Source organism: Sphingobium sp. YR768 (genome assembly GCF_900111125.1).
Taxonomy (GTDB): Bacteria; Pseudomonadota; Alphaproteobacteria; order Sphingomonadales; family Sphingomonadaceae; genus Sphingobium.
The window spans coordinates 42,853-58,095 of sequence record NZ_FOGE01000023.1; the positions used below are offsets into that span (position 1 = coordinate 42,853).

The window sequence follows — 15,243 nt, forward strand, 5'->3', positions numbered from 1 at the left end:
GTCAGGCCGCGGCCTTAACGATACGATTCACATGATTGCGCACGTCGATTTCGCCATGATCCAGATAGGCCATGATCTGGTCGACGCAGGACATGCCGACGCGATCACGCGCCTCCAGCGTATTGGCCCCGACATGAGGGCTCCCCACGATATTGGGCAGCGTCCACAAGGGGCTATCCGCCGATATCGGCTCCTTCGCAAATGTGTCCAGCCCCGCACCGCGGATCACACCGTCACGCAGCGCAACAAAGAGCGCATCCTGATCGATTAGGCCACCTCGCGCTGTGTTGATGAGGATCGCATCCGGCTTCATCGCGGCAAGCGCGGTCGCGTCTATCAGATTGCGATTGTGATCGGTCAACGGACAGTGAAGGCTGACCACGTCGCTGGTTGCCAATAGCCCCTCGATCGTTTCCACCCGCTCCGCTCCAGTCGGCACCTGATCGTCCGCCAGATAGGGATCGTAGATGCGCACCGTCATGTTGAACGGCGCCAAAAGATTAAGAAAGGTACGGCCGATTACACCCAGTCCGATCAGGCCAATGGAACGGCCGGATATTTCCACGCCAGTATAGGTCGACTTGTCCCATGCTCCCGCGCGCAGGCGACCGTCCAGCCAGGCAGTGGAGCGCGCGACGCTGAGCAGCAATGCCAATGCCTGCTCTGCCACGGACAGCGCATTGGCACCACCAGCGATAAGGACGATCACCCCATGATCGGTGGCAGCGGCGATATCGATCGTATCATAGCCGACGCCATGTTTGGCGATCACCTTGAGCGTTGGAATCCGTTCGATCGCGCCACGGCTGACCGTGCCCATGCGCAAGATCAATGCCTGCGCTCCGATAGTGTTGGCAGCCTCGATCAGTTCATCCTCGCTAGGATAACTTTTGCAGGAACTAAGCGCCAATCCGCACTCCCCCGCTAAGATGCTTGCCTTCGGCGCGATGTCTCCACCGACAATCAGCGCAGCATGTTTCGACATGTTCATCCTCGATCCAAAATCGAGGGGCGTCCCGCCCCTTCACAGGGCGCACAATATCGTTAGAAATATATTTTGCAACGTCATTTCAAAATATCGTTGCAATAAATTCGACATTGATGCCGCTCATCTATCTTCGCCATTCACAGCACGCGCATCTGGTCGATGCTGTTCTGTCGGCAGGTCCAGCGGGGGTTTGGCAGGTTTTTGGGACTAGCCTTCGCATAACAGCTAATCCCCCTTTGCTGCACCGACGTGAATGGCAGACAGTCCCAGCCAGCGGGCCATATCATTCAGTTCATCAAGCAAGGCATCATAGGTGTCTGTGGGGGCCTCCGGCTCCAGATGCACCGCACGCGCCAGCAAGACCGATGCAGCACGATCCGCCTTCAGATCGACACGCGCGACCAGGCGATCGCCGAGAAGAAACGGCAATACATAATAGCCGTGGGTCCGTTTTTCGGCAGGTACGTATATTTCAATGCGATACCGAAATCCGAACAGCCGCTCGGTCCGGCCGCGCTCCCAGACGAGCGGGTCGAACGGGGCAAGCAACGCCCGTGCATCGATGCGGCGCGGCTGCCTCGCCTCATGATGCAGCCAGGCGTGCCGCAACCCTTCCACTGCGACCGGGATCAGAATGCCCTCCTGCGCCAGCGCGTCTATCGCCCCGCGTGCCTGCGCAGGCGACTGGCGGAAATAGTCCCGCAATTCCTTCTCTGTCGCTATCCCGTGCGCGCGCGCAGCCCGTTCGATCAGGGTGCGATGCGCTTCTGTCTCGTCGGGCGTAGACATGGCCAGCACATCGGGCGGTAAGACGCGATCAGGCACATCATAGACACGATCAAAGCTGCGCCGCCGAGTCGCCGTCGTGATATGGCCGGCCCAGAAAAGCCATTCCAATGCGCGCTTTGTATCGCTCCATTCCCACCATCCCGATCGCCCCTTGTGCGATTCAAAATCCGATGTTGCCATCGGCCCTTCGGCACGAATACGCGCCAGCAGGCCCATGGCTTCGGCACGACGTTCAGTGGCGAACAAACGCATCCCGGCCCACCCCGTTTCACCGCGGTCTGCGCCGGCCATTCGCCAGCGGAGCAGAGGCTGCAATTCGAAAGGCAACAGCGAAGCTTCATGCGCCCAATATTCGAAGAACTTTCGCTCTCGCCCCGCCCCCCATGCCAGCCTGTCGAGATCGGCCCGATCATAAGCGCCCAATCGCGAGAAGGCCGGCAAATAATGTGCGCGCGCCAGCACATTCACACTATCGATCTGGTGCAGTTGTACCCGATCGATCGTGCGACGCAGATGACTGACGCCGGGCATATCCGGCCGCTTTTTGCCGAAACCCTGGGCTGCCAAGGCAATGCGCCGTGCCAGCGCAAGTCCGATCTTTTCCGTCTTCATCGCTGCAAATTCTGCCTATAGCCCGAGAGCACTCAGCCTCGGATGATCATCGGGCCGGCGCCCCTGCGTCCAGTGGAATTTCCGTTCTGCGACACTGATCGGCGCATCGTTGATGCAGGCGAGCCGCCGCTGCATCAGGCCGCTTTCGTCAAACTCCCAATTCTCGTTGCCATAGGAACGGAACCAGTTGCCGCTGTCGTCGTGCCATTCATAGGCGAAGCGCACCGCGATGCGGTTGTCGGCAAAGGCCCATAATTCCTTGATCAGCCGATAATCCAGCTCGCGCTGCCATTTGCGGGTGAGGAAGGCGATGATCGCGGAGCGGCCATTGATGAACTCGGCCCGGTTCCGCCACTGGCTGAGCGGCGTATAGGCCATGGCGACCCTGGCCGGATCGCGGCTGTTCCAGCCATCCTCGGCCAGGCGCACCTTCTCGGTCGCGCTCTCCAAAGTGAAAGGCGGCAGGGGTGGTCTGATATTATCCATCATGCGTCTCCCGATTTGGCGAGGCGATCCTGCAACGCCCTGTTCTCGGCTTCCAGTTGCGCCAACCGTTCATGCAGCGGCCGGACCGCCTGTTCGATTTCGCGCTCCGTGAAGCGCGGCGTGATATGTTGCGGGCAATTCCAGTCGAAGGCTTCCAGCCGCAGCCGGAAAATGCGTTCGGCCCGCGCCTTGTAATCCTTGTCCATGACAAGATCGGTGAGCGCCGGATCGGCATCGATCGCCAGCTTCTCGACATGAGCATATATCTTCAGCCGTGCCCGCCGGGGATAATCCATCAGGATCAGACAGGCCCGGTCGGTCGCGGCCAGATTGCCAGTGCTGATATATTGGCGATTGCCACGATAATCGGCAAAGGCCAGCGTGCGGTCATCGACCATCTTGAGGAAACCCGCCGGGCCGCCGCGATGCTGGACATAGGGCCAGCCATCCTCCGACACGGTCGCCATATAGAAACTGTCGCGTGCCGCCAGGAAATGGGCTTCATTGTCGGTGAAGCGGTCAAAGGCGCGATTGCCGCTGAAGGCCGCCCAATGGGCGTCCGCGCCCATTTCCGCCTGCGCCGCGCGCACGCTGGGCGTCGTGGCGATATCGAGAAAACCGTAGGACATGGTCCGTCTCCCGTCATCCGTCAGATACGGGGCCATGCTTCGACATGGCCCCGCGTCGAGGTTCAGCGCACCGCCACCTTGCGATCAAGAAAGCCGCGGATCAGCGGCGCCATTTCATCCAACTTGTCTTCCAGGGCGAAATGGCCAGTGTCGAGAATATGCATCTCCGCGTCGGGCAGGTCACGCTTGTAGGGATGCGCACCGGGCTCGGGGAAGATGGTGTCATTCTTGCCCCAAAGGATCAGCGCCGGCGGCTTGCGTTCGCGGAAGAAGGACTGAAACGCCGGGTAGAGCGGGACATTGGTGCGGTAGTCGTAGAAAAGGTCGAGTTGGATATCCTTGTTGCCCGGCCGGTCGAGCAGCGCCTGATCCTGAACCCAATTGTCGGGGCTGATGCGCGACACGTCCCGCACGCCATCGGTATATTGGAATTTGGTGGCATCAAGGCCGACGAGCCAGCCCTGTGCATCCCGGTCCTTTGTCGATCCACTCTTCCAATAGAGCTTGATCGGATTCCAGAAAGCGCCGAGTCCTTCTTCATAGGCATTGCCGTTCTGGATGATGATGCCGCTGACCCGTTCAGGATGCTTGAGGGCGAGGCGGTAGCCGACGGGTGCGCCATAATCCATGACATACATGGCATAGCGTTTGGCACCCAGTTGGCCCATCAGCGTGTCGATCATGTCGGCATAATGGCCGAAGCTGTAGGTGAACTGGCGATGGTCGGGGGCGTCGCTCTGGCCAAAGCCCGGATAGTCCGGCGCGATGACATGATAGCGATCAGCCAGCAGCGGGATCAGATTGCGGAACATGTGCGACGATGTCGGGAAACCGTGGAGCAGCAAAACCACCGGGCCGTCGGCGGGGCCGGCTTCGCGATAGAACATCTTCATGCCGTCGATCGTGGCGTAACGGTAATGGATCGTGGCGGGCGCTGCCTGCGTCGCGACAGTGCTGGCAGGCGCGGCGATCGCGTCAGTTGAGGCGGAAATGCCAGCAGTCGCCAGCAGCATCGAAATAACCAGTTTCTTCATCACGTCCTCCACCCTGTTGGGCTGCTGAGCAAGCGCATCAGCTTCTGGAGACAGAGATAATCCTTGTCCTTATTCCTGATAATTCGATAAAACTGGAAGTCATTGTTCCTTGTTATGGAATAATGGTCATAGCTGCTGGAACAGCGGATTGGCCCGCAGCCGATCGACCGCCAGATCGACAAAGCTGCGCACCTTTGCGGCCGCCCGCCGCCCTTCGGCATGGATGACATGGATCGGCAGCGGCTTTTCCATATGGTCGTCCAACACCTTCACCAACCGCCCGGCCGCCAGCGCCGGTTCGACCTGATAGGATAGTACGCGGGTCAGCCCCCAGCCCTGCTCGGCGGCGGCGATCGCCGCTTCATTGGTGTTGCAGAAGAGTTGCGGGTGGACCGTGACGCTGCTCTTGCCGTCCCGGCCGAAATGCCATTCGGGTGAAACCCACGCGCCGGTCGGGCCGATGATACGATGATGGACAAGCTCTGCCGGAGTCTGCGGCACGGCGTGGTTATCGAAATAAGCCGGCGCAGCGCATATGACCCGCCGGACCGAACCGACCCGAATGGCGCTCAGCCCTGAATCCGGCAAATGCCCGATGCGGATGGCGACATCGATGCCTTCCTCGATGATGTTCACCAGCCGATCGACAAACAGGCTGCGACCAGTCACAGCCGGAAAGCGATCCAGATAGTCGAGCAGGATCGGCAGCACATACATCTGGCCGAACATCACCGATCCGGTGACGATCAATGTGCCGGTGGGATTGCCATGGGCGCCGGATGCTGCTGCGTCCGCATCCGCCATATCAGCCAATATGCGGCGACAATCGTCCAGATAGCCACGGCCCGCCTCGGTCAGTTTGACCGACCGGGTCGTCCGGGTCAGCAGCCGCACGCCGATCTCCTCCTCCAGCGAGGAGATCGCCCGCGTGACTGCTGGCGGACTCATATGCAGTTGCCGCGCAGCTTCGGCAAAACCGCCGCTTTCCGCCACTCGGACGAATATCTTCATGGCTTGCCATCGATCCAAGACTACACTCCGAAATTCACCTGTGATTGGAGATGTGCGCGGAATTCCATGGGTCGGTCAATCCGCAGATATGGACGGCCCGGATTGATGTCTTGTCTGTCCCCCCCATGGTTATCGCTCGCTACTCAACGTCACACCTGAAGCAGGCCTATATAGTCAAACAGGCCATGGCTCTGCTCGCATGTGCGCATTTTTCACGGTGGAATGGCTGGAAAGACTGGTCTGTCACTGGGGAAGGCGGTCCCGGTGCGGCCTGATACGGCAATATGGGCAAGATATCCAAACGCCATGGGCTTTTTCGATGCGAATTTTCCACCACCTATCTGGCGATACAGGCGGGATCATAGAGACCGTTTGAAAAATGCGCGAAAGAGCGCATTTTTGTAGCCGCACCGGCCCTCACCCCCACCCGACCGCCCACATATGGTACCCTGTTGGGCGGTCGGGTGGGGGTGAGGGCCGGTGCGGATGCGCCAAAGGCGCATTCCCAAACAGACTCATAGACCCAGCTTATATTCGCCAGATAGCCGGGACAGTCACTCTTTATTGCAAGTCGTTTGAACATAATTTGCCCGCCACGATGACGATACATTTCATACCAACTTGGCTCAGGCGATACAGAAAATGCAGATTATGCTATCATGAATTCTGGATATTGGAGCGACATGAGATTGACTTGCGCCGCGCGATCGTTGCGATCGCAGTGCAAAAATTCCAAAAATGTCAGTAAATTTCTTGACTGCAACACAAGAGACGATCCAATAATAATTCATTACAATATATTATAATTTCATCAGTTATTGAACTTTACGTTCAAGATCTTCCCCCGATATTCGGAAGGACGAATATTTTTGACCCACTGAACATGGCGCCCCTTGGCCGTCAGGTAGGTAACGGCGACCGAGATCATATCCATGGATTTGAGGCCGAAGTGCAGCGGCGTCACGCTCTGTGCGCCATAACCGCCGCCGGTCGAAACCATGCGGGTTGCCAGTACGCGCTTCTTGCTGTCGTACAGGCGGACTTCGGTGCCAGGCTTGGCGGGAAGCCCCTTTGCATCCAGCGGCATGATGTTGATCGCGCGCGCGGCCTGCGCGGCGGGCATCACATTGCGGAAGATGAAATGGCCGCCGACCGCGCTGTAACCGTGCGTCACGGTCAGGTCGATCGCGCCGTCGCCGTCATAATCCACCCATTCCACGCCATGGTCGCCATCGTTCAGGATCGGATATTGGTCTATCACATTGACGAAGCGCTTGCCGCCTTCATTGTGGAAGAGCGAGACAGCCGGCACCTGATTGGGCGTCTTGCCATGGTAGGAGGTGATATAGAGGTCGAGGAAGCCGTCATTATCATAGTCGCCCCAGGAGGCGCCCACGGCATGATTTTCGACATCGACGCCCATCTGCGCGGCAACATTGGTGAAGCCGCCCTTGCCGTCATTCTTCCACAGGACATTCTTGCCATAATTGGGCACGAAGATGTCGAGCAGGCCGTCATTGTCGAAATCGCCCACGGCACAGCCGACGCCGCCATCTTCCTTCCCGCGACCGGGCATGTCCATGCCCAGCTTGGGCGCGACATCGACGAAGCGGTCACCCTCATTATGATAGAGCGAGTCGGTCTTGCCCGACTGGTTGGCCAGGAACAGGTCGAGCTTGCCGTCCTGATCATAGTCCAGCCAGCAGGCGCCGACGGTCGATTTAAATACGGTCGGGTCAGTGTCGGCCATGATCTGGCTGAAGGTGCCGCCATCATTGCGATAGAGACGGTTCTTGCCGATGCGGTCGGTGGCGTAGAGGTCGAGATCGCCGTCATTATCGACGTCGATCCAGTTATTCTGGCGCGACGCGCGGCCCGGATTGACCATGGTCAGGCCGACCTTTTCCGCCACATTCTCGAACCTTTTGCCCTCGATATTGCGGAACAGCGCGCTCGGCTTGTCGGGCAGCGAGGAGCCGGCGAACAGGTCCAGCCAACCGTCGCCGTCATAATCGGCCCAGCTGATCGCGCGGAACTCACCGCCTGCGGTCGGAAGGCCCATCGCTTCCCCAACCCGCACGAACGTCCCGTTGTCATTGCGATAGAGATGGATCGCGCCGCTCTTCATCGTGACCGCGAAGTCGAGGTCGCCATCCTTGTCGAAATCGGCCCAGGCGTTGGAGAGCGAGCCGGGTTCATCGAACAGGTCGCGCTGGATCGCCTCGAAATGCTGACCGGCTTCGGAGGCCTGCGCAATGGCGGGCGCACCCGCGATCGCCGCGCCCGACAGGAGCAGCAGGGCCAGTTTCGCGCGCATCATGCTGGAGCTATTCACGGCAGTTCCTCTTTATCGTCGGGATTGGGTCAGTTGGTGAAGGGGATGGCGGGTGCAGTGCCGGGCTCCGCGGCCGCCTGCGCCGCGCGCAGCACGCGCAGGGCGTTGCCACTCCACAGGCCGGCAATATCCTCGGCCTTGTAGCCTGCCTTGAGCAGCGCGGCCGTGACCTTGGGGAAGTCGGTAATGTCGCGGAATCCTTCGATCCCGCCGCCGCCGTCAAAGTCGCCGCTGATGCCGATATGGTCGATCCCCACCAGCTTGATGGCATGCAGGATATGCTTCATCAGATCGTCGAAGGTCGCCTGCGGCACCGGCCATTTGGCGTCGATTTCCTTGCGCCTGGCGATCAGGTCACGCCGTTCCTGCGCGCTCATGTTCGCACGCGACATGAAGCCGGCCATCAATTCCTTGAGCGCCGCCTCCCGCTCGGGGATCTTGGGCGTCGCGATCATATAGGCGTTGAAGGCATTGATCTGGATGACCCCACCTTTGTCCGCGATCAGCTTCGCTTCCGCATCGGGAATGTTGCGCGGATGATCGAACACGCCGCGCATGCCCGAATGCGACAGGATGATGGGCGCCTTCGACAGGGCCACCGTCTGGCGCACCACTTCATCCGACGCATGCGACAGGTCGATCAGGATGCCAAGCCGATTGGCTTCGGCCACATAGGCCTTACCGGCAGGGGACAAGCCATTCCATTCCGGCTTATCCGTCGAACTGTCGGCCAGATCATTATTCTTCGTGTGCACCGGGCTCATCATCGTGACGCCCAGACTGCGGAAGGCGGACATCAAGCTGATGTCACGCTCGAACGGATAGCCATTCTCCATGCTCAGGAACACGAAGCGCTTGCCCTGCTTCACCGCCGTTTCAGCGTCATCGGCGGTGATGGCGAGCGAGAATGTGTCGGCATGTTTCGCGATCATCTCGCGGATCTGCACGCCACGCCGGATGGCGAAGTCGCGCGCCGCGCGGTCGCCTTCAGGCGTGCGCGGGCCGGACGCGGTGAAGATGGCGAAGAAGCCGCCATCCACGCCGCCATCGACCATGCGGGGCAGGTCGACCTGATCGCCGTCGATCGCCTCGACATGGCGGTCCATGATGTTCCATTCCGGCCGCCCCAGATTGGCGGGCGTATCGAAATGGGTGTCGAGCACGATCATGCCCTCATGCGCCTTGCGGGCATCGGGCGTAGCCGCCGTGGCAGCGCCGGCCGCCATCAGTGCAAGAACGGCCACCGTGACTTTCACCGATGCGGATGTCATTTCTCGACCCGTTCGAAGGTTTCAAGAAACGCCTTGGACACGCCATCGGGCGCCTTGCCCACGCCCCAGCGCGTCAGCGTCTTCCCATCCTCGGAAAATTGCCAATATTGGCCGACGATCACATCGCCATCCTTGTTTTCCAGCATCTGGAACTGGCGCGGTCCCAACTGCTTCATCCGCACCTGATTATAGCGCGGCTTCCCCGGCAGCGGCGTGATGCTGTCATCCAGCGCCACATGAAAGCTGTTGCCGTGGACCTGCCCCTTGTTGCTGTCGTTGGCCGACTTGTAGTCCATGCCCGAAGCCGTGAACGTCAGGTCGATCGTCAGGCTGAAATTCTTCGGGAACTGGTCGTTGCTCCAGAAGCTCTTGGCATGGACCGAATGATAGCTGCCGGTCAGCGCGCTATTGTCATAGGGTTCGGCGAAGGCGGGCGCAGCAGCGCCCGCCAGCAATGCGGCACAGGCCGTCAGGATCATGCCGCGCATCAGAAGGCCGTCCTGTCTTCGACATGGGCTTCTACATCCTTGCGGTCGATCCACAGGGTGCGCAGCTTGCCTTCCGACAGATGTTGCAACTGATCGCCCATATGTTTTGAGCCGGGCTGGCTGGAACTGCCATAGCTCATCAGGCCCTGCGCCTTGAGCGGGGTCGAAAACTCGATCATCGCGACCCAGGTTTCGCCCGCGCGCGGCTTGCGCTCGCCATTCTTCATCGGCTCCCAGGTGATGGTGCGGAAAATGCCGGTATTGCCGAAGCCGCCATTGCCCGGAACGCTGGTGTTCCCCACGCGGAAGCGGGACACTTCGCCATAGGGGCGGTCGACCGCGCCATAAAGTTCCTTTGTCTTGGCGACGGCCTGCTTCAGCATCGCGACGGCGGCGGCCGGGTCCTTCAGACCGCGCGGCGTCTGGAGCGGGTCGTCGATCGTCCATTTCACCGCATAGTTGCGCTGGTCGGTGAAGTTGTTGGGGGAGAAGATCGATGCCCAGGTTTCGAACAGCAATGCGCCGCGCGCATCGGCCGTATCGCGATGGTCCCATGCCTTGAGCAGGTCGATCGCCTTGCGGACGTCCGGATCGCTATTGCCCTGCGCCGCCCGCTCCAGTTCCGGGATCATCCGGTCGGCCATCAGCGAACGCGTTTCATGCTTCTTGGCGACAAAGTCCTCGAAGCTGAATTTGGGGCCTTCGCTCAGCAGCTTGACCGACATTTGCGCGCGCTGGCTGACCGGGCCGACATTGGCGACATAGGCCGGGAATGTCTTGGGATCGAGCACGCGGGGCCAGGTCGACAGCCATGGCGGATCATTAGCGTTCTGGACGAAGCCAGACACCGGATCGAGCACCTTGGGCATATCGTCATAGCTGTGCACATCGGTCCACAGCGTCTTCGACGTGTCGCCCGCCACCGGCTTCGACCACATCTTCACGTCGCCCTCGGCATGTTTGGGCAGGATGCCGTTGTCGAGGTAGAGGATATGGCCGCCGCGATCGGCATAGACGATATTGAACATCGGCACCTGCATCTGGCGCAGCGCCTTTTCAAAGCCCGCCCAGTCATGCGCCTTGCCCATGTCCAGATATTGCTGGAGCACGCCGGGGCGATCCAGCCCCGCGACCTTGACCGCGATCGTCGTCTTGCCGCCGGGTAGGTCGAATACCGGCCCCTGCACCGCATAGCGCTGGGTGAAGGTCACGGTCTTGAGCGAGCCGTCGGCCTGTTTGACCTTGTAGCTTTTCTGCGCGGTCTTGAACGGCAGCGTCTTGCCGTCGAAACTGTAGCCGCCATCGGCCAGCGTCAGCGCAAAGCTGCTGTACCCCAGCATGGTGTTCACCGTATTGGTGAAACCCAGATCATTGTTGAAGCCGAAGCGCATCACCGGCAGGCCGACCTGCGTCGCGCCATAAATGGCCATGCCCGGCGCATTGATATGCGCCTCCATATAGGTCAGCGGACCCGGCTCCCAGGGAAGGTGCGGGTTGGCGAGCAGCATCGCATTGCCGCTTTTGGTACGCGAGGGCGCGACCGCCCAGGCATTCGAACCGCCGGCCTCGTTAGTTTCCGGATCGGCCAGCACCCGCCGATCGGACGCGATATACTGGAAGTTCATCAGCTTGTGGGCGTGGGTCATGATGTCGACGCCGGTCAGCGGAAGCACCTGACGGACTTCCGGATCGATCTTGTCGATATGCGCCTTGGCATAGGCGTTCACGCCCGCCGCGAAGGCGTCCAGATTGGAGCGCATCTGCGGCGTTTGCTGCTTGTACCAGGCAAGGCCGCGTGCCGGCACATCATTGCCGATCAGCCATTCATCCTGCTTGGCGAATTTTTCGCCCCAATATTCGGCCGCCTTCGCACGGGATTCCCCGTACATGCGCAGCAGAATGTCGCCATGATTATGCGCCTGCGCATAGCCAAAGCCATAGAAGGCGCCCGCTTCCGTTTTGCCATAGACATGAGGGACGCCAAAGCTGTCCCACAATATCTCGCCGCCGCCGAAGCTGCTCTTCGATTGGGCCTGCACCCCGCTGCCCATGGGGACGGAAGCCCCCACGGCCAGCGTGGCCAGAGCCAGCGTCAGTCCCGCTGATACCGAACGCATCTTTGAACCCCTTTTGTCACACATGTTTTTCTGACGCACGATCCGCTCACTTCCTCAGTAAGAAATCGTCAGACGGCCGTAATAATAGCCGCCGGTGAAGCCGTAGGGGATCGTCGTGGGATAGAAGCCCGATCCGTTGGCGGCGCTGGCGATGCCATTCGCGTCGGGATAGACATTGAACAGGTTGTTCGCGCCGATTGACACGCCCAGCGTCTCGTTCACCTTCCACGTCAGTTCCGCATCGGTCATCCATTTGGCGCCGAAGAAGCGGTCGCGGTCGTAGAGACCTGTCGTCGTGTTCGCGTTTTGGAGCGAGGCGACCTTGCCGTAGCGGATGAGGCGGGTGTTGAGCGAGAAGTCGCCGACCGTCAGGACGTTACCGATATAGAATTTCGTCTTCGGCAGATTTTCGGTCAGGTTCGCCTGCGACACGCGGTCGAACAGCACATAGCCCGCCCCCAGTGCCGCCAGTTCCGACGGGTTGTCGACGATGTGGGTGATGATGTTCTTGTTATAGTTGTAACCCACGTTCCAGTTCATCTTGGCGAAGCTGCCAATGTTGTGATTGTAGGTCGCCACCACATCGATACCGCGGGTGCGGGTGTCGATCGCGTTGGTGTAATATTGCGCGCTGATATAGGGCGACAGGCCGTTGGCGACCAGAATCTCGCGCACCGGCGCGCCGGTCAGCGTGCTGGTGATGGCGATACGATCCTTCACCTTGATCTGATAGGCATCGACCGACAGGGTGAAGTTCTGGAACGGGGTCAGCACGAAGCCGGCAGACAAGTTGGTGGACTTTTCCGGTGTCAACGGCTGCGCACCCAAAGCGATGGCAGCGGCCGAACCGACCGGCAGCGTCTTGATCTGCAAGCGGACCTGCTCGCCGTCGATGATGCGGAACTGGCCGGTGGTGGTGGCATAGATTTGCTGGGCCAGACCCGGCGCGCGGAAACCGGTGCTCACCGCGCCACGCAGCGACAGCCACGGCGTCACGGCATAGCGGCCATTCAGCTTCGCGATCAGCGTGTCGCCCGAGTCATCATCGAAATGTTCGAAGCGGACCGCACCACCGATCGTGATCTTCTCATTGGGGTCATAGGCGACATCGACATAGGCGCCCAGGTTGTTGCGGGCCATCTTGCCGGCATCTTCGGCGGTAAAGCCGTTGGCCGCCTGACCACCCGTTTCCGGCGTCACCGTCACACCCGCAGCGTTGACATAGCTGTAGGTGCCCAATGCCGAGCTGGCCTCGTCCCCCTCGACCACTTCATAGGTTTCGCGGCGGTGCTGAAGGCCGGCCGACACCTGAAGATTGCCGCTGCCCACATCATAGCCACGGGTGATGTCGAACGTCGTCTTCCATTCCGAGGAAATCAGCGAACCGACATAGAATTCGGTCGGGCTGCTCGGGCCAAGCGAGGAATTGAGCGTCAGCGAGCTGAGCTGACGCGAGCGGTTCTTGCCATAGCCGCTGCTCAGATCCCAGTCCCACCCGGACATTTCGCCCTTCACGCCAACTTCGAATTCGAAATCCTGTTCCTTGATGTTGCGGCGCGGACGGAAGCCGTTGGGATAGACTTCCGGCAGCGATTCCGCAGCGGAGGGACGACGGAAGGTATAGTCGAGCTGCGAATCGCGCTGCCCGAAAGTGCCGAAGGAATAGAGTTCGATGCTGCCCAGATTATAACCGGCATTATAGCCCAGCGTAATCGCCTCGGCCGGGAAGTTGCCGTAATTCTTGGTCACCATGCGGTCGGCGGTCGCTTCGCGCGGATCGATCGCGCCATTGACGGGCAGATAGAGGCAGTCGCTGTCGCCCACCGCCGTACAGTCACCGATGGCACGGGCGCGGTTCGACATCATCTGCTTCTTGGCGCTGATGAAGAAGTCGGCAAAGCCGCTCTCGCCCAGCTTTGTGCCGATGCTGGCGTCGGCTTGGAAGATTTCACCGTCGGAACGGTCCATATTCTGGCCGGCCGAGAAGCTGGCCGACCCGCCATGATTGTCATCCTTCAGGATGATGTTGATGACGCCGGCGATCGCGTCGGAGCCATATTGGGCCGCCGCACCGTCGCGCAGCACTTCGATATGGTCGACGGCCGACGTCGGGATCATGTCGAGATCGACCGGCACGGAGCCGTTATAGAGCGAGGACACGGCATTGATGAGCGAGGTCTTGTGGCGACGCTTGCCGTTGACCAGGATCAGCGTCTGATCCGGGTTGAGCCCGCGCAGACCACCGGTCGAGATGACGGTCGATGTGCCGCCGCCCGCGCGCGCGGGCACATTGAAGGAAGGAACCAGCGTATTGAGCGCCGAGAGAATGCCAGGCTTGCCGGTCTTGGTCAGTTCGTCCGCCTTGATGACGTCGATCGGCGTCGGGCTGTCTTGCACCGTACGAGCCAGACCGCGCGAACCGGTGACGACGATATTCGCCGGTGCTTCCTCTACGGCGGCCTGCGGCAGCGCGCCAGCGGCAGGAATAGCGCCTGCCGACTGCATGGCAAAGGGAAGGCCGGTTACACCCAGACTTGCAACTTCCACGGCACGGCTGCGGCTTGTGCGTCCGGGCATGGATAGCGCGACGACATTGGCGTTCGACAAGGTGACCTTCAGGCCGCTGCCTGCAATCAGGCGCGCAAGGGCCGCGTCAGGCGCCATCTTGCCGTTGACCGTCCTTGCCGCAAGACCATTGACCTGATCATAGGGGAAGAGGACCTGCATGCCGGACTGCTTGGCGAACAGGGTCAGTGCGGTCTGCATCGACTGTGCGGGAATTTTGAATTCAACCGGTTCCGCTGCTGAAGCAGCCTGCGCACTCATCGCGACGATCACGGTCGCGGCGCAGCCAGCTAGATGCAGATATGTTCTTGCCATTATTGGGCCCCCATTGAATTTCCAACTTTCAATGGTGGATACGGAGGCGGATCGGGTTTCTGCTATCGACGCTGAAAATTATCTCTTTTTAGAAACGGCCAAGGAGCGGCCTGATGCGCTACAGGACATGTTCGGCGAGGTTGGGTTGGCGGTGAAGATACGACGAAAATCCTCTACATACCCTTGGTCCGGAATGTGCCGCCGCCGGCAGTGGCCTCGATCAGCCTTTCAGTTTCAGAGTCCGTTTGAGAATACGCCATCCGGCGCATTCCGGCACCATCCCGCTCCCCACCCGACCACCCATAGAATACTGCCGTTGGGTGGGTGGGGGAGCGGGATGGTGCCGTATCAGAAATCGATTGTTGCATCCAAATCGACGAACAAGTGGAGATATTTTCCATATCGCTGAAAATAGCTATTCGTTCCTATGAGCGATGCAATTCACGCTGCTTTCACGATTTTTGTGGCATTTCTGGCTTCTTGGTAATTCCACATTCGCTTCAGGGGCTAACGCCCGCAACACAGCTCTATTCTCCTCATATTTCCAACCATCTCTGACCCTGAAATTTTCAATCTGCACAACATAGTGCAAATCCCGAAGAC

11 protein-coding genes are annotated in these 15,243 nt (G+C 59.9%); all 11 read right to left on the bottom strand.

All coding sequences use genetic code 11. The features are described from left to right. Position 1 precedes the first annotated feature (1 nt). Entirely contained in the window at positions 2-910 is a 909-nt protein-coding gene (locus BMX92_RS20260) for a hydroxyacid dehydrogenase (RefSeq protein WP_256213527.1), read from the bottom strand. Positions 911-1,213: 303 nt separating this feature from the next. Beyond that, complete coding sequence (locus tag BMX92_RS20265; RefSeq protein WP_093019906.1) at positions 1,214-2,389, bottom strand: winged helix-turn-helix domain-containing protein; 1,176 nt, start codon at positions 2,387-2,389, stop codon at positions 1,214-1,216. Between the two features lie 15 nt (positions 2,390-2,404). Continuing rightward, positions 2,405-2,875, bottom strand: a complete 471-nt coding sequence (locus BMX92_RS20270; RefSeq protein ID WP_093019907.1) for a nuclear transport factor 2 family protein — start codon at positions 2,873-2,875, stop codon at positions 2,405-2,407. Beyond that, complete coding sequence (locus BMX92_RS20275; RefSeq protein ID WP_093019909.1) at positions 2,875-3,504, bottom strand: pyridoxamine 5'-phosphate oxidase family protein; 630 nt, start codon at positions 3,502-3,504, stop codon at positions 2,875-2,877. The genes BMX92_RS20270 and BMX92_RS20275 overlap by 1 nt, the downstream gene beginning before the upstream one ends. Positions 3,505-3,566: 62 nt before the next feature. Further along, positions 3,567-4,538, bottom strand: a complete 972-nt coding sequence (locus BMX92_RS20280) for an alpha/beta fold hydrolase (RefSeq protein WP_177185164.1) — start codon at positions 4,536-4,538, stop codon at positions 3,567-3,569. 126 nt (positions 4,539-4,664) lie between these two features. Then, on the bottom strand, positions 4,665-5,549 hold the full coding sequence (locus BMX92_RS20285; RefSeq protein WP_256213528.1) for a LysR family transcriptional regulator: 885 nt from the start codon (positions 5,547-5,549) through the stop codon (positions 4,665-4,667). Positions 5,550-6,360: 811 nt separating this feature from the next. After that, a complete protein-coding gene (locus BMX92_RS20290; RefSeq protein WP_093019913.1) occupies positions 6,361-7,884 on the bottom strand; it encodes an FG-GAP repeat domain-containing protein in 1,524 nt (507 codons plus the stop codon). A gap of 29 nt (positions 7,885-7,913) precedes the next feature. Beyond that, positions 7,914-9,155, bottom strand: a complete 1,242-nt coding sequence (locus tag BMX92_RS20295) for a dipeptidase (protein WP_093019915.1) — start codon at positions 9,153-9,155, stop codon at positions 7,914-7,916. After that, entirely contained in the window at positions 9,152-9,643 is a 492-nt protein-coding gene (locus BMX92_RS20300) for a hypothetical protein (protein ID WP_093019917.1), read from the bottom strand. Before BMX92_RS20300 ends, BMX92_RS20295 begins: the two co-directional genes overlap by 4 nt. Then, positions 9,643-11,760, bottom strand: coding sequence for an acylase (locus BMX92_RS20305; RefSeq protein WP_093019919.1), 2,118 nt, complete (start codon positions 11,758-11,760; stop codon positions 9,643-9,645). Before BMX92_RS20305 ends, BMX92_RS20300 begins: the two co-directional genes overlap by 1 nt. 54 nt (positions 11,761-11,814) lie before the next feature. After that, positions 11,815-14,640: a TonB-dependent receptor gene (locus tag BMX92_RS20310; RefSeq protein WP_093019921.1), complete on the bottom strand. Its 2,826-nt coding sequence runs from the start codon at positions 14,638-14,640 to the stop codon at positions 11,815-11,817. Positions 14,641-15,243: the final 603 nt, after the last annotated feature.